The 19,606-nt window shown below is 71.6% G+C and carries 19 protein-coding genes and 1 tRNA gene; 10 read left to right on the top strand and 10 right to left on the bottom strand.

The features are described 5' to 3' along the window. Positions 1-22 precede the first annotated feature (22 nt). A tRNA-Glu gene (locus M8C13_RS35835) sits at positions 23-96 on the top strand. Between the two features lie 190 nt (positions 97-286). Here M8C13_RS35835 and M8C13_RS35830 read toward each other — a convergent pair. Both M8C13_RS35830 and M8C13_RS35825 read right to left on the bottom strand, forming a co-directional pair. Then, a complete protein-coding gene (locus M8C13_RS35830) occupies positions 287-2,275 on the bottom strand; it encodes a hydantoinase/oxoprolinase family protein (RefSeq protein ID WP_252485226.1) in 1,989 nt (662 codons plus the stop codon). Positions 2,276-2,378: 103 nt separating this feature from the next. Further along, on the bottom strand, positions 2,379-3,023 hold the full coding sequence (locus tag M8C13_RS35825) for a GntR family transcriptional regulator (RefSeq protein WP_252485225.1): 645 nt from the start codon (positions 3,021-3,023) through the stop codon (positions 2,379-2,381). Between the two features lie 127 nt (positions 3,024-3,150). Between M8C13_RS35825 and M8C13_RS35820 the strand changes: the two genes are divergently transcribed. After that, entirely contained in the window at positions 3,151-4,035 is an 885-nt protein-coding gene (locus M8C13_RS35820) for a hydroxymethylglutaryl-CoA lyase (RefSeq protein ID WP_252485224.1), read from the top strand. 52 nt (positions 4,036-4,087) lie between these two features. Here the strand turns inward: M8C13_RS35820 and M8C13_RS35815 are convergent, their stop codons facing one another. The 3 genes from M8C13_RS35815 to rfbB all read right to left on the bottom strand — a co-directional run bounded on the left by M8C13_RS35815 (position 4,088) and on the right by rfbB (position 6,768). Beyond that, positions 4,088-4,738 carry a hypothetical protein gene (locus M8C13_RS35815; RefSeq protein ID WP_252485223.1) on the bottom strand — a complete coding sequence of 217 codons (651 nt, stop codon included), beginning with the start codon at positions 4,736-4,738 and terminating at the stop codon, positions 4,088-4,090. Between the two features lie 115 nt (positions 4,739-4,853). After that, on the bottom strand, positions 4,854-5,771 hold the full coding sequence (rfbD, locus tag M8C13_RS35810; RefSeq protein ID WP_252485222.1) for a dTDP-4-dehydrorhamnose reductase: 918 nt from the start codon (positions 5,769-5,771) through the stop codon (positions 4,854-4,856). A gap of 4 nt (positions 5,772-5,775) precedes the next feature. Beyond that, complete coding sequence (gene rfbB, locus M8C13_RS35805) at positions 5,776-6,768, bottom strand: dTDP-glucose 4,6-dehydratase (protein WP_252485221.1); 993 nt, start codon at positions 6,766-6,768, stop codon at positions 5,776-5,778. 169 nt (positions 6,769-6,937) lie between these two features. On the opposite strand from rfbB, the gene M8C13_RS35800 reads away from it, so the two are divergent. Genes M8C13_RS35800 through M8C13_RS35790 form a run of 3 tightly spaced genes read left to right on the top strand, consistent with a single transcriptional unit; the run spans position 6,938 to position 11,077 of the window. Then, positions 6,938-8,617: an LCP family protein gene (locus M8C13_RS35800; protein ID WP_252485220.1), complete on the top strand. Its 1,680-nt coding sequence runs from the start codon at positions 6,938-6,940 to the stop codon at positions 8,615-8,617. A gap of 45 nt (positions 8,618-8,662) precedes the next feature. Beyond that, positions 8,663-10,360: an LCP family protein gene (locus M8C13_RS45625; RefSeq protein WP_252485219.1), complete on the top strand. Its 1,698-nt coding sequence runs from the start codon at positions 8,663-8,665 to the stop codon at positions 10,358-10,360. Between the two features lie 12 nt (positions 10,361-10,372). After that, complete coding sequence (locus tag M8C13_RS35790; protein WP_252485218.1) at positions 10,373-11,077, top strand: TIGR03089 family protein; 705 nt, start codon at positions 10,373-10,375, stop codon at positions 11,075-11,077. Here the strand turns inward: M8C13_RS35790 and M8C13_RS35785 are convergent. The 3 genes from M8C13_RS35785 to M8C13_RS35775 form a co-directional block, all read right to left on the bottom strand. Further along, positions 11,074-11,490, bottom strand: a complete 417-nt coding sequence (locus M8C13_RS35785) for a DoxX family protein (RefSeq protein WP_252485217.1) — start codon at positions 11,488-11,490, stop codon at positions 11,074-11,076. The genes M8C13_RS35790 and M8C13_RS35785 overlap by 4 nt on opposite strands. A gap of 104 nt (positions 11,491-11,594) precedes the next feature. Next, positions 11,595-12,023 (bottom strand): DoxX family protein, encoded by a 429-nt coding sequence (locus M8C13_RS35780; RefSeq protein ID WP_252485216.1) that lies wholly within the window; start codon positions 12,021-12,023, stop codon positions 11,595-11,597. Between the two features lie 248 nt (positions 12,024-12,271). Then, positions 12,272-12,967: a hypothetical protein gene (locus M8C13_RS35775; RefSeq protein WP_252485215.1), complete on the bottom strand. Its 696-nt coding sequence runs from the start codon at positions 12,965-12,967 to the stop codon at positions 12,272-12,274. A 133-nt stretch (positions 12,968-13,100) separates the two neighbouring features. On the opposite strand from M8C13_RS35775, the gene M8C13_RS35770 reads away from it, so the two are divergent. The 3 genes from M8C13_RS35770 to M8C13_RS35760 all read left to right on the top strand — a co-directional run bounded on the left by M8C13_RS35770 (position 13,101) and on the right by M8C13_RS35760 (position 15,748). Beyond that, positions 13,101-14,165, top strand: coding sequence for a sensor histidine kinase (locus M8C13_RS35770; protein WP_252485214.1), 1,065 nt, complete (start codon positions 13,101-13,103; stop codon positions 14,163-14,165). 366 nt (positions 14,166-14,531) lie between these two features. Next, positions 14,532-15,200 carry a response regulator transcription factor gene (locus M8C13_RS35765; RefSeq protein WP_252485213.1) on the top strand — a complete coding sequence of 223 codons (669 nt, stop codon included), beginning with the start codon at positions 14,532-14,534 and terminating at the stop codon, positions 15,198-15,200. After that, positions 15,197-15,748, top strand: coding sequence for an SMI1/KNR4 family protein (locus M8C13_RS35760; protein ID WP_252485212.1), 552 nt, complete (start codon positions 15,197-15,199; stop codon positions 15,746-15,748). The genes M8C13_RS35765 and M8C13_RS35760 overlap by 4 nt, the downstream gene beginning before the upstream one ends. On the opposite strand, the gene M8C13_RS35755 is transcribed toward M8C13_RS35760, so the two are convergent. Next, the gene (locus tag M8C13_RS35755; RefSeq protein WP_252485211.1) at positions 15,738-16,895 is read right to left on the bottom strand and encodes an acyl-CoA dehydrogenase; all 1,158 of its coding nucleotides are present in this window, start codon (positions 16,893-16,895) and stop codon (positions 15,738-15,740) included. The genes M8C13_RS35760 and M8C13_RS35755 overlap by 11 nt on opposite strands. Positions 16,896-17,038: 143 nt before the next feature. On the opposite strand from M8C13_RS35755, the gene M8C13_RS35750 reads away from it, so the two are divergent. After that, on the top strand, positions 17,039-18,280 hold the full coding sequence (locus tag M8C13_RS35750; RefSeq protein ID WP_252485242.1) for a pyridoxal phosphate-dependent aminotransferase: 1,242 nt from the start codon (positions 17,039-17,041) through the stop codon (positions 18,278-18,280). Further along, positions 18,264-19,103 carry a MurR/RpiR family transcriptional regulator gene (locus M8C13_RS35745; RefSeq protein WP_252485210.1) on the top strand — a complete coding sequence of 280 codons (840 nt, stop codon included), beginning with the start codon at positions 18,264-18,266 and terminating at the stop codon, positions 19,101-19,103. The genes M8C13_RS35750 and M8C13_RS35745 overlap by 17 nt, the downstream gene beginning before the upstream one ends. Positions 19,104-19,105: 2 nt before the next feature. Here M8C13_RS35745 and purE read toward each other — a convergent pair whose 3' ends face one another. Further along, a complete protein-coding gene (gene purE / locus M8C13_RS35740) occupies positions 19,106-19,606 on the bottom strand; it encodes a 5-(carboxyamino)imidazole ribonucleotide mutase (protein ID WP_252485209.1) in 501 nt (166 codons plus the stop codon).

Here is a 19,606-nt window from a genome sequence, read left to right as displayed (position 1 = left end):
CTGTGCGAATGTGGAAGTTCGACTCGCTGTAGCTCAGTGGTAGAGCGCTCGGCTCTCAGGACCGAGTAGTCACCGGTTCGAGCCCGGTCAGCGAGGCTGTGACATTGGCGTGCTCCGCACGCAGGTGTTTTCGCTCTTGAGTCGCCTCGTCGTGCATCCGCCGCACGCGAAGCAAGCTTCGGATGCGTCGGACGCACGACAAGGCGACGCGAAAACACAACCCCACCGCTGGTCAAGAGCCCGCCGTGTCGCTGGCGCGCCACGCCTCTTTCGCGAGAAGTTGTCGCTAGTTGGGCTGTTCCGGGTTGATCAACAGGCAGCCGCTGGGATGCACTGTGGCGGCGTGATCCGGCTGGACGAGGGTTGTCGAGTCGGGTTCTACGATCAGGGCTGGGCCGCTGATTACGTTGCCTGCCAACAGTTTGGCTCGGTCGTAGACGTCTGCCGCTACCAGGGCGGCGTCTACCATGATCTTCTTGGTGCGGAGCAGGGCGTCCGGGATCGGCTTCTTTCGGCCTGGTAGGGGCTCGTGGGTGAGCAGTGGGGGGCGGGGGCCTCGGACGATCACCCGGAGTTCCACGATCTCCGCTTCGGGGGCGATACCCAGGGCGGATCTTGGGTCTGCGGCTGCCAGTACGGATTCGCCCAGGTCTGCCAGTAGGTCTGTGGTGCGGCCGCTGGGTTGGCGGAGGGTGAGGTCTGCTTGGGCGCAGAGGCGGTCTCGGGGGACGCCTCTGGTGGCCAGGCGGTCGCCTGCGGAGGTGACGAGGTCTGCCAGGACTGCTCGTAGGCGGGCTGGGCCGATGCCGGTGAGGCCGGGGGCGGCTACTACCTCTTCGCTGGGTTCGGTGGTGGCCAGGCCGTGGGCGGACAGGGTGCCGGGGGACGGGGGCACGATGACCGGCCAGGTGCCGGTGATGCGGGCCAGGGCGTTGGCGTGCAGGGGGCCCGCGCCGCCGAAGACGACCAGGGGGAAGTCCTTGGGGTCGTGGCCGTTGCGGACGCTGACCAGGCGCAGGGCGCGGAAGAGCTTGTCGTTGACCATGGCCAGGACCTCGCCCGCGGCCCGTTCCGGGCTGGGCAGGGCCAGGGCGTCGGCGAGGGCCGCCACTGCCTTGCGGCCGCCTTCGGGGTCGAGACGAATCCGGCCGCCCGCGATGGCCTCCGGCAGGTAGCCCAGGGCCAGGTTGACGTCGGTGACGGTGGGCTTGGTGCCGCCGTTGCGGTAGGAGATCGGGCCGGGGCGGGCGCCCGCGGAGGCCGGGCCGATGCGCAGTTCCATGGTGCTCTTGGACACCCGGACCAGCGAGCAGCCGCCGAGTGCAACCGTATGCACGTCGACCCCGGTGGAGCGCACGGTGAGGTCGCCCACCGCGGTCTGGCGGTCGATCCGCGGGCGTCCGTTCTGGACCAGCGCGACGTCGGCGGAGCTGCCGCCCAGGTCCAGGCTGAGGAAGTCGGTGTACCCGGCCAGGCCGGCGAAGTGGGTGGCCCCGCGCAGGCCGCCCGCGCGGCCGGAGGACAGCGCGGCGATCGGGCGTTCCGCGGCGTGGCCGGCCGCGGTGGCGCGGCCGTCGTTGCGCAGCACCGAGATCCGGGCGGTGATGCCGGCCGAGGCCAGCGCCGCCTCCAGATCCCTGACCACCCTGGTGGCCTGTGGGCGCAGGTAGCTGTTGACCACCGCGGAGACCGTGCGCTCGTACTCCCGCGGCTCGGCGATCACGTGCGCGGACAGCGAGACCGGCACCCCGGGCAGCTCCTCGGCGGCCAGCCTGCCCAGCAGCCGCTCGTGCCGGTCGTTCGCCCCGGCGTTGAGCAGCGAGATGGTCAGCGCCTCCACCCTGGCCGCGCGCAGGCGGCGCAACGCGATCCGGGCCGCGCCGGTGTCCAGCGGCACCACCACCACGCCGTCCGCGCCGATCCGCTCGACCACCTCGACCGTGTCCTCCGGCCTGGCCAGCGGTTCGGCCGCGTAGCTGCGGGCCAGCTGCAGCACCTGGCGGAAGCCGCTGGTGGTGACCAGCCCCACCCGCGCGCCACTGCCCTGCAGGATCGCGTTGCTGGCCACGGATCCGCCGTGCAGCACGTGGTTGATCAGCTTGGGGTCAGCCCCGGCCGCGCGGCAGGTGTCCCTGATGCCGTTGAGCACGGCCACCGCGAGGTTGTGCGGCGTGGTCGGGGTCTTGGCCCGGAAGGCCGCCCCGGTGCGCTCGTCGACCAGCAGGACGTCGGTGAACGTGTCCCCGACGTCGACCCCGAGCCGAAAGCCCCCCACCGAGTTCTCCTTGTGCCCCACCCTGTCGCCGTCCTTGTCCCAGGACACTAGATGACCCTACGCGCGTGCCGCGCGCGGACTTCCGCCGCCAGGCCCAACCGGCCTACCTGGTATGTGCCCGCAGCAGCACCCGCTTGGCGGCCAGCACGTGCGCGCGCATCACCGCCTCCGCCCAGTCCGGATCGCCCTCGGTCAGCGCGTCCACCAGTTCGCGGTGGTGGGACAGGCTGCGGGCCAGCTCCGCGGGCTGGTAGCGGTGGAAGGTGCGCAGCACCAACGGCATCTCGATCACCGTGGTCAGCATGGTGAGCACCCGGGGACTGGCCGCGGCCGCGCCGATGATGGCGTGGAACTCGCAGTTCGCCTCGGCCACCCGCGCCAGGTCCTGACCCGGCCCCGGCGCCGCGGCGGCGACCATGGCATCGCGCAGCTGGGCCAGCCTGGCCAGCGCGGTCTGGCTGATCCGGCTCGCGGCGCGCCTGGCCAGGAAGGACTCCAGCAGCATCCGCAGGTCGTAGAGCTCCTCCACGTCCGCGCGGGTCCACTGGGCCACCCGCGCACCGCGATGCGGCTCCAGCTCGACCAGGCCCTCGACCTCCAGCCGCCGCAACGCCTCCCGCACCGGGGTGCGGGACAGGCCGAGGCCCTCGGCCAGGTCCACCTCGCCGAGGCGTTCGGTCGGCTCGTAGGTGCCGTCCAGGATGCCCGCGCGCAGGGTCTGGTACGCCTTCTCCGCCGCCAGCGCCACCGGTCACGCTCCGAAATGCAAGCTGCATCATTTTGTATGCAAACTAGAGCGATGCAGCAACTTGACACAAGTTGCCAGCGCCTGGATGCTCCGCTCGAACTTCCGCTTTGTATACATGGAGCCGTCCTTGGACGCTGTTGAGCTGGTCGAGGTCGCCCCGAGGGACGGTCTGGCGGGCGGCGGTCTCGCGCTGTCCGTGGTGGACACCGTCGAGCTGGTGGAATGCCTGGCCGCGGCCGGGCTGCGGCGGATCGAGGCGGCCTCGTTCAGCCCGCCGTTCTCCCCGGCCGCGCAGCAGGTGCTCAGCGCCCTGCCCCGGCTGCCCGGCCTGCGCTACGGCGCGCTGGTGCCGGACCAGGCCGCGCTGCGCGAGGCCGCGCCGTACCTGGACGAGGCCCAGTTCGTGCTGCCCGCCACCGAGGACTTCGCCCAGCGGCAGGAGCGGCGGTCCAGGGACGAGCTGCTGACCGAGCTGGCCGAGGTGACCAAGGCCGGGCTGGCCACCGGGGTGCCGGTGTCGGTGGGCATCGCGGTCGCCTTCGGCTGCCCGTTCAGCGGCGAGGTGCCCAGGTCCGAGGTGGTGGAGTTGGCCGCGAAGGTGGCCGCGACCGGCCCAGCAGAGCTGTCCCTGGCCGACACCCTCGGCGTGGCCACCCCCGACCAGGTGCGCGCGCTGATCAGCGAGGTGGCCGCGGCCGCGCCGGGCATCCGGCTGCGCGGCCACTTCCACAACGCCCGCAACACCGGCTACGCGAACGCGATCGCCGCGGTGGAGGCCGGGGTGCGGGTGCTGGACGTCTCCGCCGGTGGCTTCGGCGGCTGCCGGTTCGCCCCTGGCGCGGCCGGCAACATCGCCACCGAAGACGTGGTTTACGCCCTGGAGCGGATGGGTATGAGCACCGGTGTGGACATGATCGCGGTGACCGAGACGGCAGGCTGGCTCGCCCAGCGCCTCGGCAGGCCCGCACCCGCGCTGCTCGGTCGCGCGGGAACGTTCCCGCCGACCATCTGACCAGCCCGGCCGGCGCCTGACCCCCAGGGGCGCCGGTCGGGCCCCTTGTGGGTCAGCCTGCCGCCACCCGCAGCTTCACCCCGCGCCGCGCCGAGTACCAGAGCACCACGCCCAGCATCAGCAGCGGCGTCACCCAGGGCAGGAACAGCCCCAGCGCGAAGGCCAGCACCGGCACCGCGCTGGCCGCGTAGACGTGCGAGACCGGAGCCGCGGGCAGCTTGCCGGGCGGAGTCCACGGCGTCCGCTTGCCCGGCTTGGCCACCGAAAGCCAGGCCTGGAAGGCGAATCCGCCCGCCATCAGCGCCGAGGCCACCGCCAGCCACACCGCGGGCCCGATCCCGCCGGCCTCCGCCGCCCGCACCGACTCGTGCAGGTTCCCGCTGAGGATGAAGATGCCGACGTAGAGCTGTGCCAGCGTGATCACGAACTTGGTCAGCACCCACCAGTGCCGGAAGTAGCCCCACGAGGTCAGCGCGGAGAGCATGAAGCCGGTGAAGGCCGAGGTCTCGCCGAGGATCTGCAACAGCTGGACGTCGAGCACCTCGGCCATCCGGAAGGCGGCCAGCCGCAGTCCCGGCTCCGCGCCGATGCCGTAGCTGATCAGCACGCACAGGGTCAGGGCCAGCGCCAGCCAGCCCACCGAACTGAGCACGTGCAGCCACACCAACAGGTTCCGCGCTCGCTGCGCGCCCGATTTCGCCATGCCCCCAGCGTCATCGCGCCGGGGCTGCCGGACATCCGGCCCATCCCCGACCGCTCCCCCGACCCGGCCACAACACCCGCCGTACGCCCGGCGTACGACGGGTGTCGTACGTGGGTCAGGGGGTGCGGAACTGCTCGCCGCGTTCGGCGAAGGCCGCGGCCAGCGCCTCGCGCCAGGGCCGCAGCGGCGTCAGGCCTGCCGACTCCCAGGACTTCGGCGACAGCACCGAGTACGGCGGGCGCTTGACCGGACTGGGGAACTCCGCGGAGGTGCACGGCTTCACCCGCGCCGGATCCGCGCCCAGCTCCTCGAAGATGGCCTGGGTGAAGCGGTACCAGCTGGTCTCCCCGCCGCCCGCGCAGTGCAGCAGCCGCTGCTCCGGCGGGTTCGGGCCGGCCGCGAGCTCGGCCAGCCGGAGCAGTCCGGCGGCCAGGTCCGCGGTCCAGGTCGGGCAGCCCACCTGGTCGTCCACCACGGACACGGTGTCCCTGCTGGCCTCCAGCCGGACCATGGTGCGCACGAAGTTCTTGCCGGCCTCGCCGTAGACCCACTGGGTGCGCACCACCCAGCCCTGCGCGCCGGACTCCAGCACCGCCCGCTCCCCGGCCAGCTTGGTCCGCCCGTAGGCCGACCGGGGGCCGGTGGCGTCGCTGGGCTCGTACGGCCGGGTGCTGTCGCCGGGGAAGACGTAGTCGGTGGAGAGGTGGATCAGCGGCACATCCCTTGCCGCACAAGCCTTCGCGAGCAGGCCGGGGCCGGTGCCGTTGATCGCAAGCGCGCGGTCCTCGTCGGTCTCTGCGGCATCCACCGCGGTGTAGGCGCCCGCGCTGATGACCACCGGCCGCAGCCCGGTGTCCCTTGCCCCGCAAGCGATCCCGTGCACCGCGTCCTCGACCGCGTCCGGCTCGCTGACGTCCAGCTCGGCCGAGCCGGGCGCGTGCACCAGCCAACTGTCCTTTGTGGAGGCAAGCCTGGCCAGGTCGTGACCGAGCTGGCCGCGGCCGCCGGTGACGAGCAGTCCGAGTCCGGGCACCGGCTCAGCCCTTGGCCAGTTCGGCGCGCTGCTTGAGCGGCTCCCACCAGGCGCGGTTGTCCCGGTACCAGGCCACGGTCTGGGCCAGGCCGTCGGCGAAGGGCACCTGCGGCGCGTAGCCCAGCTCGGTGCTGATCTTGGTGATGTCCACCGAGTAGCGGCGGTCGTGGCCCTTGCGGTCGGTGACCGGAGTCACACTGTCCCAGTCGGTGCCGGTGGCCTCCAGCAGCAGGCCGGTCAGCTCCTTGTTGGTCAGCTCGGTGCCGCCGCCGATGTTGTAGATCTCACCCGCGCGCCCGCCCTCGGCGACCAACTGGATGCCGCGGCAGTGGTCGTCCACGTGCAGCCAGTCGCGCACGTTGAGGCCGTCGCCGTAGAGCGGCACCTTCTTGCCGTCGATGAGATTGGTCACGAACAGCGGGATGACCTTCTCCGGGAACTGGTACGGACCGTAGTTGTTCGAGCACCTGGTGACGCAGACCGGCAGGCCGTGCGTGCGGAAGTAGGAGCGGGCCAGCAGGTCCGAGCTGGCCTTGGAGGCTGAGTACGGGGAGTTGGGCTCCAGGATGTGCTCCTCGGTCCAGGAGCCGGTCTCGATGGAGCCGTACACCTCGTCCGTGCTGACGTGCACGAACCGGCCGACGTTGGCCTCCAGCGCGCCCTGCAGCAGGGTCTGCGTGCCCAGCACGTTGGTCAGCACGAAGTCGGCCGCGCCCAGGATGGACCGGTCGACGTGCGACTCGGCCGCGAAGTGCACCACCACGTCCTGGCCGGACATGAGCTTGCGCACCAGCTCGGGGTCGCAGATGTCACCCTCGACGAAGGTCAGCCGGGGGTCGTTCGCCACCGGCGCGAGGTTGGTCCGGGTGCCCGCGTAGGTCAGCTTGTCCAGCACGGTCACCTCCGCCTCGGCGAACGCCGGGTACGCGCCGCCGAGCAGCTGGCGCACGTAATGGGAGCCGATGAACCCGGCACCGCCTGTGACCAGAACCTTCATCCGTATCCTCCCCAAAACCCTGCCGCGCGATCTGGCGCCAATCCGGTCGCAGTCTGTCACGAGTAGCAACCAGGAAACTGTCTGATGCGTCCACGTTATGTCGGCGACCGGCGAACGGGGCGCCGCACCACCGATAATCTGGTGCGATTCAACCGGGAGGAGAACGGAGTTGGACGACCGGCCCCAGCGGCCCGGCGACCCTTATGGCCGCCCTCGCCGCCCCGCGCCGCCTGCCAGCCAGGGCGACCGGAGACGTCCAACCCCGGAAGCGGGTGCGGCACGTCAGGGAGGCGGCCGTCCGGCACCGCGGGAACAGGCCAGACCCCGCCCGGCTGCCCCCGCCAAGGCGGCCCCGAAGCTCTCCGCCCAGCAGCAGGGCAAGCGGCAGGCGCTGCGCGCGGCCAAGACCGTGGTCGCGATCACCTCGGCCACCGTGCTGCTGGTCGCCGGGTTCGCCTACGGCAAGCTCGGCGACCTGCAGGACGGGCTCACCAAGAACGACGTGATCGAGAAGCGGACCGGCACCGCGGCCGACGGCGCCACCGACATCCTGCTGGTGGGCAACGACTCCAGGGTGGACGCGCAGGGCAACCCGCTGCCCAAGCAGATCCTCCAGGAGCTGCGCGCCGGCGACAACGAGGGCCACCTCACCGACTCGCTGATCCTGATCCGCATCCCCAACGACGGCAGCAAGGCCAGCGCGATGTCCTTCCCGCGCGACTCCTACGTCGAGGTGCCCGGCCACGGCAAGAACAAGGTCAACTCCGCCTACGCCTTCGGCCGCAACGCCGCGCTGAAACAGCTGCGCAACTCCGGCAAGCCCAAGCCGGAGCAGGAGCGCGAGGCCAACACCGCGGGTTCCAAGGTGCTGATCAAGACCCTGGAGAACCTGTCGGGGGTGGACATCGACCACTACGCCGAGGTGAACCTGCTCGGCTTCTACGAGATCACCAAGGCCGTCGGCGGCGTGGACGTGTGCCTGAACAAGGCCACCAAGGACGAGAAGTCCGGCGCGAACTTCAAGGCGGGCCCGCAGACCATCTCCGGCGGCGACGCGCTGGCCTTCGTCCGCCAGCGCTACGGCCTGCCGCGCAGCGACCTGGACCGGGTGGTGCGCCAGCAGGTGTTCATGGCCGGTCTGGCGAAGAAGATCCTCTCCGGCGGCACGCTGACCGACAGCACCAAGCTGACCAACCTGATCGAGGCGCTGAAGAAGTCGATCGTGCTGGACCAGCACTGGGACGTGATCGCCTTCGCCCAGCAGATGCAGGGCATGGCGGGCGGCCGGATCAGCTTCGAGACCATGCCGGTCGGCGACTCGATCAAGAGCCCGGACGGGCAGGACGTGTTCAGCGTCAACCCGGCGAAGGTCAAGGAGTTCGCCAAGCAGCTGATCACCGGCGGCCCGGCCGCGCCGTCCAGCACCACCCCCACCAGCAGTGGCGGCAGCGGCAACGACACCGCGGCGGTCAAGGTGGACGTGTTCAACACCACGACCACCACCGGCCTGGCCACCAAGGTGCAGGACGCGTTGGCCGCCAAGGGTTTCCCCAAGGGCAAGAGCGACAACGCGCCGGCCAGGGCGAAGACCGTGGTGCGCTACGCCAAGGGCGAGAAGGCCAACGGGGACAAGGTCGCCGCGGCCCTGGGCGGGGTGCCCGCGGAGGAGCACGCGAAGGTGGTCGCCGGCACCGTGGAGGTCTACCTCGGCAAGGACTACAAGGGCCCCGGCCGGAGCGGCCTGGCCGCGGCCGGACCGGTGTCACTCGATGGGGTGGACTCGGTCGGCCCAGCCGCCGCCCCGGGCAATGAGCCGATCACGGCCGAGGGTGTCACCTGCGTGAACTAGGCTGGTGACGGGGGAAATCAGCACGTTCAACAGGGAGGCGGGGACGTGGAGGAGCAAGGACCACGTCCGAACCAGGACGGCGCGCGAGCGTCGGCCGGGGACAGGGAAACCGAAGCGGACACCACGGCGGCCGGGCGGGCCGCCGAGCACGAGCAGCAGGACGACGTCGCGTCGGCAGCCGGGCGGGCTGCCGACGCGGCGGACAAGACCGAGGCGACGGACAAGGCAGCGGCGACCGGGCAGGCCGCCGGCTCGCGCGACGACGCCGAAGTGGCCGGGCAGTCCACCGACGCACCCGATGACACCGAAGTCGCCAGGCAGGCCGCCGACACGAGCGACGACGTTGAAGTCGCCGGGCACGCCACCGACGCACGCGACGTCGAAGTGGCCGAGCGGGCCGCCGAAGCGCGCGACGACACCCCGGCCGACGACGACCCGCGCGACCGCGACGAGGCCGGTCTGGCCGCGGCAGCCGTTGGGCCGCAACCGAAGTGGGCGCCGCTGGACGGCGCCGAGCCGCCCGCCGCACCCCGGCGCCGCAGCCGGTGGAAGACCGCGGGGCTGGTCTCGGCGCGCACCGTCGCCGCGCTGCTCTCGGTGGCGGTGCTCACCGCGACCGGGATCAGCTGGGCCACGGTGTCGCGGATCGAGGACAACGTCACCACCACCGACCTGATCACCGAGCTCGGCCAGGCGCCGAACGCGCCGGAGGCCAAGGACGGGGCCACCGACATCCTGCTGGTGGGCAGCGACAGCCGCACCGACGCCGAGGGCAATCCATTGCCCGCCGCGCTGTTGAAGAAGCTGCGCACCGAGGCCAACGACGGCGGGGTGAACACCGACACCATCATCGTGCTGCGGGTGCCCGACGACGGCCGCAGGGCCACCGCCATCTCCATCCCGCGCGACACCTACACCACGGTGCCCGGCATCGGCGAGGAGAAGATCAACTCCGCCTACTCCAGGGGCAAGAACCGGCGGATCGACCAGCTCAAGGCCGAGGGTGTGCGCGACCACGCGCGGTTGGACAAGGAGTCGCACCAGGGCGGGCGGCTGGCGCTGGCGCAGACCGTGCAGGAGCTGACCGGGCTGCGCATCGACCACTACGCCGAGGTCAACCTGTACGGCTTCTACCTGCTCACCGAGGCGGTCGGCGGGGTGGACGTGTGCCTGCGCCGCTCCACCAGCGACCCGGACTCCGGGGCCAGTTTCCGGGCCGGTCCGCAGACCATCGCCGGCGGTGACGCGCTGGCCTTCGTCCGGCAGCGCAACGGGTTGCCGCGCAGCGACCTGGACCGCATCGTGCGCCAGCAGGTGTTCATGGCCTCGGTGGTGAACAAGATCCTCTCCTCCGGCACGCTGACCAACCCGGGCAAGCTGGGCGCGCTGATGGAGGCGGCGAAGAAGTCGATCGTGATGGACGCGGGCTGGGACCCGCTGCGCTTCGCCCAGCAGATGCAGGGCCTGGCAGGCGGCAACGTGGAGTTCCGCACCATCCCGGTCACCGGCGTGGGCGCCCGCAACGACCGCGGCCAGAGCATCGTCACCGTGGACCGGGAGCAGGTCCGCTCGTTCGTGGCCGGGCTGACCAAGCCGGAGCCGCCGCCGTCGACCTCGCCACCTGCGCGGTTGGGCGGGCCGGGGCAGGTGCGTTTGGATGGAGCGGTCGGCGAGCCCGCCCGGCGGCAGCCGGTGGAGGCGGACGAGCCGATCACCGCCAACGGTGTCCGCTGCGTGTACTGAGGGATTGGCGCCATGAGCATCACCGAGAAGCTGTTCCGCCCGCTGCTGCGTGCCGACCCGGCGCGGCCGCTGATCACCTACTACGACGACGCGACCGGCGTCCGGATCGAGCTGTCCAGGGCCACCATGGCCAACTGGGCCAGCAAGACCGCGAACTGGCTGCGCGACGAGCTGGACGTCGAGGCGGGCACCCCGGTCGGGGTGCTGCTGCCGACGCACTGGCAGACCGTCGGGGTGCTGCTGGGCTCCTGGTGGTGCGGGGCGAGCGTGCGGTTCGACCCGGCGGGCACCGAGGTCTGCTTCACCGGTCCCGGCGGGGACGCGCCCGGCGCGCGCACGGTCGCGGCGGCCTCACTGGACCCGATGGGCCGGGGTCTCGGCGACACCCCGCCCGGGGTGCTGGACTACATCTCCGAGGCCCGGGTGCACGGGGACGACTTCCTGCCCTACGACGAGGTGCCCGGCGACACGCCCGCCCTCGGTGAGTCCACTGTGGACGAACTGCTGGACCTGGCGGCCAAGCGCGCGGCCGAACTGGGTTTCGGCCCCGAGGACCGCGTTCTGTCCACTGTGGACTGGAACACCAGCGCGGGTGTGGTGGACGGCTTGCTCGCGGTGCTGGCGGGCGGCGGCTCGCTGGTCCAGTGCGTGCACCTGGACGAGAGCAAGCTCGCCGCCCGCAAGGACACCGAGCGGATCACCCGCGAACTTCGTTAGGCGGCAACGGGATGGCGGCGTCGGCGGTAGTAGCTGCCGACGCCGACCTCGCCACCGGCGAAGCCCAGCGCCAGCGAGGTGCCGGCCAGCACCAGCTGGTACTCATAGCCGCCGTTGCTGATCCAGAACCCGTTCTTGGCCGTGACGAACAGGATGCCGAGCACCGAGACGATCGCCAGCAGCACGCCGATCAGCGGCAGCGCCACGCCCAGGATGAACAGCGCGCCGCCGATCAGCTCGACCAGCGCGGTGAACCAGGCCATGAACTCCGGTACCGGGTAGCCGGCCCTGCTGAAGTTGCCCACGGTCGCGTCCATCCCGGCGACCATGAGTTTGTGCCAGCCGTTGAGGATGAACACCAGGCCGACCGCGATACGGCCGAGCAGCAACGCGAAACCCGCTGAGCGCACCATCGTCAGGCTCCTTCGCTCGAAGAGGGGAGTTCCGGCTACCGGAGTTCCCCGTCACACGAGCGAGTGAACGCGGATGCGTCAGCGGGTTTCGGTTGCGCAGGCAATCAGGAGCTGACGGTCGCTCGTTCGCGTTTGGGTTGACCGATCCCGAAGACCGCGTCCAGGGAGTACCGGCCGCCGTTGAAGCCGAGCGCCAGACCCGCCGCCAGCAGGGTCAGCACGTACTCGTAACCACCGGGCAGGCCAAAGCCCTTGCTGAAGTGCACGAAGAACCCGGCGCCTGCCATCACGACCGCGAACAGCACGCCGACCAGCGGCAGGCCGATACCGATGATGAAGGCCGCGCCACCGACCAGTTCGACCAGCGCGGTGAACCACGCGGACACCGTGGGCAACGGGATGCCCAGCTTCCCGAAGCCGGCTGCCACACCCTCGATCCCGTTGGTGACGAGCTTCTGCCAGCCGTGGTAGATGAAGACCACGCCGACGACGACCCGCCCCAGTAACAGGGTGAGATCCCGAAGTGGCTGCATTGACTTGACTCCTTCCAGATCCGGCGCCGCCGTCAGCGCCGGAGTTCCCCAGTACAGAAGAAGCTACTGATTCAACTTGGAACGAGACCATCGGAACGCGCTTTCCAACAGGAAACAGACAGGAAACCCCCTACGAAAGGAGGGACTGTCCGTCAGGTCATCCCACGTTCAGGAAACCATTGTGTGGCAATGAACACCTCGATCGCCACAACGGGTGCGCGACGAAACCCAGCGGTGAATTCCGGCGGTCAACCGTGCAACGAGAGCAGGCCGAGGCCCACCATCGCGACCGCGCCGCCGGCGAACCCGAGCAACTGCCGACGGCTCGGGCGCGGGCCAGTGCGCAGCACGCTCACGCCGAGCGGGACCAGCGCCACGGACAGCGCCACCACCGCGATCATCGAGGAGATGGTGGCCCCCTTGAGCACTCCCACCGGTAACGCGGTCATCGCCGCCAGCGCGACCGCCCGCACCGGCCCGAGCACCCCGGCGCGATAGACCCCGACCGCGAGCACCGGCCAGCCCAGCACCACCGCGAACGAGGCGAAGGTGAACACGTGCGGCACCGGGTACGCGGCGCCGACGACCGCGGCGGCCGCCTCCGCGCCCTGCCCGTCGACCAAGCGGAAGGCCAGGTAGTCCACGCCCGCGTGGAAGATACGGGCGCACAGGCCGAGCAGCACCAGGCTCGCGCCCAGTCCGGTCCACATCCCGCCTGCCCGCGTGGCCAGTAGGAGCACGGCGGGCAACAGCAGCACCATGCCCACCGCGAACAGGCCGTAGGACACGGTCATCCGCACCGGATCGGCGGCGTAACCGGCCAGCTGGGCCGGGAAGAAGAAGTAGGTGCCGTGCCGGGTGAACACGGCGGCGAGCAGCAGCAGCGGCCCGAGGATCAGGCTGGCCCCGCCGAGCCAACGGCCGGGAAATGGTTGCGCGGTCATGGTTCCCACCCTGCCGCCTGCCCCGCCCCGGCACATCGGACCACAATGGACACTCTGCACCCCCGGGTCCTACCTGGGTCTGATCCACCCTGGTCTGATCCCAACCCGCCGCAACCGGGCTAGCGTCACTCCCGTGCCCCCACGCCGACACCTGGTCCTCCTGGACGTCTTCGCCGGACTGATGCTGGCCATCGCGAACTTCGCGGTGGCCGGGAACCTCTGGCTGGCCCAGTCCGACGAGGTGCCGACCATGGTGCTGGCCACCGCGGCCGCACTGCTGGCAGGCACGGCGGTGGCCCTGCGCAGGCTCTGGCCGCGGACCATGCTCGCGCTCGCGGTGGCGGTCGCGCTCAGCGGCACGCTGTGGGACCCGTTCGTCACGGTCGCCCTGGTCCTCTACACCGTCACCACGCTCCACCCGCGCCGCGAGTCGGCCACCGCGCTGGCCCTGTGCCTGACCGCGGCCGCCGCCGGCGCCCTGTGGTTACCGGCGGGCTGGGCCTTCGCCCCGGTCGCGGCGCTGTTCGCGTTGCTGGCCTGGCTCATCGGCGAGCTGCTCCGCGAGCGCCGGACCCAGGCGACCGACCTGGCGGCCCAGCAGGCCCGGCAGATCCGCCTGGACGAGCGATTACGCATCGCCCGCGAACTGCACGACGTGGTGGCCCACGGCATGGGCCTGATCGCGGTCAAGGCCGCGGTGGCCAACTTCGTCGCCGAGACCAGGCCGGAGGAGACCAGAGCCGCCCTGCGCGTCATCGAGACCACCAGCAAGGAGGCCCTGGCCGAAACCCGCCGCCTGCTCAGCGTTCTGCGCACCGACGACCTCCGGCCCCCGGACCTGGACGAGCTGTTCGCCGGCGCCCGCGAGGCCGGCGTCCAGATCGAGGCCACCGTCCGGCTGGACGACCTGCCGGAAGCGTTGCGGCTCACCGTGCTGCGCATCGTGCAGGAAGCGGTGACCAACGTGATCCGCCACGCGGCCCCCGCGACCTGCCAGGTGCGGGTGACCGGCACCGACGAGGCGGTGACGATCGAGGTGACCGACAATGGCCCCGGCGGCGACCCCCGCCCCGGCGGCCACGGCCTCACCGGCATCCGGGAACGAGTGGCCCTGTACGAAGGCGACTTCCACGCGGGCCCGGCCCCGGACGGCGGCTTCCACCTGCACGCCACCCTGCCCCGAAAGCGACCTTCATGACCCAACCCCGCCGCGCACGCCACCTGCCCCACCGGCGGCCCGAATGACCCAGCCCCACCGGCACGCCCGTGGCAGCGGCAGCCACCCGGAAGCCGCCCAACCCCGTCGCAGGTCCCAGCCTCGCCCACCGACCCGGGCCGGTGGCGGCTGCCCGCACGCCACCCGACCGCACCGCACGCCCCCGCCCAGCGACAACCGCCCGCACGCCACCCAACTCCGCCGCACGCCCCCACCCGGCCCGGCGCGCCCGGCCACCGCCCGCCACCGGCACACCACCGAACCCCACCGCAGGTCCCAACCCCGCCCGCCAGCCCCGGCCAACGCCCACCACCCGCACCCCACCCAACCCCACCGATGGCCCCGCCCATGACCAACATCCGCGTCCTGGTCGCCGACGACCAGGCCCTGCTCCGCGGCAGCTTCCGGGTGCTGCTGGAAACCGCCCCCGGCCTGTCCGTGGTCGCCGAGGCCGCCAACGGCGCGGAGGCGGTCCGGCTCGCGGTCGAACTGCGGCCGGACGTGGTGCTGATGGACGTCCGCATGCCGGTCCTGGACGGCATCGAGGCCACCAGCAGGCTGCGCACCGAGGCGCCCGAGGTCCGGGTGCTGGTCCTCACCATGTTCGACGACGACTCAGCCGTCTTCGCCGCCCTGCGCGCCGGCGCCTCCGGCTTCCTGCTCAAGGACACCCCGCCCGGCGACCTGTTGCAGGCCATCAACATCATCGCCGCGGGCGAGTCCCTGCTCGCCCCCACCGTCACCCGCCGCCTGATCGAGGAGTTCACCCGCCAGCCCGGCCCCGCCCACCCCCGGCTCGAGCCGCGTCCCCTCACCGGCGTCACCGACCGGGAGCGCGAGGTCCTCACCCTGGTCGGCCGGGGCCTGTCCAACGACGAGATCGCGGCCCAGCTGCGCCTGAGCCTGGCTACGGTGAAGACCTACGTCGGCCGCCTGCTGGCCAAGCTGCACGCCCGCGACCGCGCCCAGCTGGTGATCATCGCCTACGAGCACGGACTGGTCAGGGTGCACGGATGAGCGACTGGAACGCCGAGGCCATCCGCGCCACGCTGGCCGCGGTGGCCGCCCGCGACCGGAAGTTCGCCGAGTTCGGCAGCAGGGCGCACCGGTACCGGCTCAACCGGGTGCTGTCGGTGGCCAAGGTGACCGCCTTCGAGCGCCGGCACGGCATCGCCCTGCCCGCCGACTACCGCGACTTCCTGCTCCAGGTCGGCAACGGCGGCGCGGGCCCCCACTACGGCCTCTACCGACTGGGCACTGCCGACAGTCACGACGCCGACCTGGCCACACCCTTCCCGCACACCAGCCAGTGGCGACCCGCCCCCGATGACGAAGACGTGGATCGCTGGTACGACGGCACGATGGAGATCGCCGAGTGCGGCTGCGCCTACTACCACCGCCTGGTGGTCACCGGCCCGGCGAGCGGCCAGGTCTGGCAGGACCTGCTGCCCTGTGACCAGGGCATCGTGCCCGAAGCAGGCTTCCGCGACTGGTACCTGACCTGGCTGGCCGAACTCGCCGCGCGCCACGGCGTCACCCAGACCGGCCGACCGCTCAGCCCTTGAGTAGCGCCCGGGACATGACCACCCGCTGGATCTGGTTGGTGCCCTCGTAGATCTGGGTGATCTTGGCGTCGCGCATCATCCGCTCCACCGGGAAGTCCCTGGTGTAGCCCGCGCCGCCGAAGAGCTGCACCGCGTCGGTGGTGACCTCCATGGCGACGTCGCTGGCGAAGCACTTGGCGGCGGCGGAGATGAAGCCCAGGTTGGGTTCGCCGCGTTCGGCGCGGGCGGCGGCGACGTAGACCATGTGGCGGGCCGCTTCGACCTTCATCGCCATGTCGGCGAGCATGAACTGCACGCCCTGGAAGTCGCTGATGGCCTTGCCGAACTGCTTGCGCTCCTTGACATATCCCAGTGCCGCGTCCAGCGCGCCCTGGGCGATGCCGACAGCCTGGGCGCCGATGGTGGGACGGGTGTGGTCCAGGGTGCGCAGGGCGGTCTTGAAGCCGGTGCCGGGCTCGCCGATGATCCGGTCCGCGGGAATGACGCAGTCGGTGAAGTAGATCTCGTTGGTGGGCGAGCCCTTGATGCCGAGCTTGCGCTCCTTCGGGCCGACCTCGAAGCCGGGGTCGTCCTTGTGCACCACGAAGGCGGAGATGCCGTTGGCGCCCTTGCCCGGGTCGGTCACCGCCATCACGGTGAACCAGGTGGACTTGGCCGCGTTGGTGATCCAGCACTTGGTGCCGTTGAGCACCCAGCTGTCGCCCTCCAGGCGGGCGCGGGTGCGCATGGAGGCGGCGTCCGAGCCCGCCTCCCGCTCGCTCAGCGCGTAGCTGGCGCCGGCCTCGCCCGCGGCGATGCTGGGCATGACCTGCTGCTTGAGCTCCTCGGACGCGGAGAGCAGGATCGGCATGGTGCCGAGCTTGTTCACCGCGGGGATCAGCGAGGAGGAGGCGCAGGCGCGGGCGACCTCTTCGATCACGATGCAGGTGGCGACCGAGTCGGCGCCCTGGCCGCCGTAGGCCTCCGGCACGTGCACGGCGGCGAAACCGGCCTTGACCAGGGCGTCGTGCGCCTCGACCGGGTAGCGCTCGTTCTCGTCCACCTCGGCCGCGTACGGCGCGATCTCCTTGTCCGCCAATGCCCGCACCGCTTCGCGGAGCGCGTCATGCTCCTCGGCCAGCTGGTAGGTGCCGAAGCTCGAGTCCACGGTAAGTTACCTCCGAGTAGCAGCGTCGCTGTCGAGCATGTTAACCCCCGTTCACCCGCCGCGCCCTGTGCCCTCGCACACTCGGTTGCAAGAGAAATTGCAGCATGCGCTGATCACTCAGTTATCTTTGTAGCGTGTCGGTCATGCTGACCCAGTCCGCGACGCTGGCCACCAACGAACGCATCCAGGCCCTGCGCGCCAGCGGGGTCCCGGTGACCCACCTGGCCTTCGGCGAGGCCGGACTGCCGGTCGCGCCGGAGATCGCCGCCGCGCTCGCCGCGGCCGCCGGGCGCAACTCCTACGGCCCCACCGCGGGCATCCCGGAACTGCGCGCCGCCGCGGCCGGGTACTTCCAGCGGCGCGGCCTGCCCACCGCGCCAGAACAGGTCGTGGCGGGTCCAGGTAGCAAGCCGCTGCTGCACGCGCTGCTGTCCGTGCTGCCCGGTGACGTGGTGCTGCCGAGGCCGAGCTGGGTGAGCTACGCGGCGCAGGCTTCGTTGCTGGGCAAGGAAGTCGTGTGGGTGCCGGCGCCGGCGGGCTCGGGCGGGGTGCCGGATCCGGCGTTGCTGGGACCAGCGCTGGCAACGGCCCGGGCGCGAGGGCTGCGGCCGGGCGTGCTGGTGCTGACGCTGCCGGACAACCCGACCGGGGCGCTGGCCGAGCCAGAAACCGTGCGGGCAGTGTGCGAGATCGCGGCCGGGCACGAGCTGATGGTGATCTCCGATGAGATCTACCGGGACCTGGCGCACGAGCCTGGCTCGGTGCTCAGCCCGGCGGAGATCATTCCCGAGCGGACCGTGGTGACCACGGGGCTCAGCAAGGCGACCGCGCTGGGCGGCTGGCGGCTCGGGGTCTGCCGGACGCCGAGTGCGGAGCTGACCGCGCGGCTGGTCGGGGTGGCCAGTGAGATCTGGTCCAACCCGAGCACGCCGGTGCAGGTGGCGGCGGCGTATGTGCTGAGCGAACCGGAACCGGTGCGGGCTTTTGTCGCGGCGGGGCTGGGGTTGCACCGGGCGGTGGTGCGGGCGGCTCACCAGGTGGTGGTCGCGGCGGGGGCGAGCTGTCCGGTGCCGGGTGGGGGCTTTTACCTGTACCCGGATCTGGCAGCCGCCAGGAGCAAAGCCAGTGGCGCCACCGAACTGACCGAACTTCTGTTGGAGCGCTACCGGATCGGCGTCTTACCGGGATCGGCCTTCGGGGATGATCCGCGCGGGCTGCGGTTCCGGCTGGCCACCAGCCTGCTCTACGGCGACACCGACGAGCAGCGCTGGACCGCCTTGCGCAGCACCGATCCGGCCGCGCTGCCCTGGATCGCCGAACCACTGGCGCGGCTGGGCACGGCCGTCGCGGAGCTGACCGGAAAGGGCCATGGAGACCTTCGCTGAACTGACCGAACTGTTGCGCGCCACCGAGTTGAGCCCCGCGCAGCGAGCGCTGGCCGAGCGGGTGCTCACCGACCCGGAGGGCGTGGCCTTCCAGACCGCGGCCGAGCTGGCCAAGGCGGTGGGCACCACTGAGGGGACCGTGGTGCGGTTCGCGCAGCGGTGCGGGCTTTCCGGTTATCCGGCGCTGGTGAAGCTGTGCCGGGCGCACCTGGCCGGGCAGGCGCAGCTGGTCCGGCGGTTCGACGCGCTGCGCGGGGACAGCGTGCTGGAGCGGGCGGCCGAACTGGACCGGCAGAACCTGGCGCGCACCTTCGCCCAGGTCGATCCGGCGGCCTGGCGGCTGGCGGTCGGCTCGATCGCGCGGGCGCGGCGGGTGCACGTGATGGGGCTGCGCAAGTCGCACGCGGTGGCCTACCTGCTCGGCTACCAGCTGGACCTGGTGTGTGAGGACGTCACCCTGATCACCCCCGGCCCCGGCACGCTCACCGACAAGCTGCGGCGGCTGGACCGGCGGGATGTCTTCATCGCGGTCTCGCTGCACCGCTACGCCGCCGACACGGTGCGCGCGGTCCGGCACGCCAAGGAGGTCGGCGCGACCACGGTGGCCTTCACCGACACCGCCGCCTCACCGCTGGCGGGGCTGGCCGACGCGGTGTTCCTGGCCGACATGGCCGGGGCCGGCCTGCTGCGCTCGGTGACCGCGCTGACCAGCCTGGTGCAGGCGCTGGCCACGGCGGTCGCGGTGGAACGCGGGGACGCGGCCTCGGCGGCGCTCCGCCAGCAGGAGGCCCTGCTGACGGAGTTCGCCACGTATCAGCCTTGAGGTCAGCCCTGGGCGATGCGTTCCTGGAGCTTGGCGTCCTTGTCCAGGACCATGGCCTCCAGGTCGGCCTGGAACTTCTCCACCCGCGCGCGCAGCGCCTCGTCGTGCGCGGCCAGGATGCGCACCGCGAGCAGGCCCGCGTTGCGCGCGCCGGCCACCGACACGGTCGCCACCGGGATACCGGCGGGCATCTGCACGATGGACAGCAGCGAGTCCATGCCGTCCAGGTACTTCAGCGGCACCGGCACGCCGATCACCGGCAGCGCGGTGGCCGAGGCGACCATGCCGGGCAGGTGCGCCGCGCCGCCCGCGCCCGCGATGATCACCTTGAGGCCGCGGCCCGCGGCGTCGCGGGCGTAGTCGAGCATGCGCTGCGGGGTGCGGTGCGCCGAGACGACGCTGACCTCGTGCGGCACCTCGAACTCGGTGAGCGCCTCGGCGGCGGCCTGCATGACCGGCCAGTCCGAGTCGCTCCCCATGATCACGCCAACCTGCGGTGCCAC

This window comes from Crossiella sp. SN42 (assembly GCF_023897065.1).
GTDB lineage: Bacteria > Actinomycetota > Actinomycetes > Mycobacteriales > Pseudonocardiaceae > Crossiella.
This window is presented reverse-complemented; position numbering and strand designations above follow the sequence as displayed.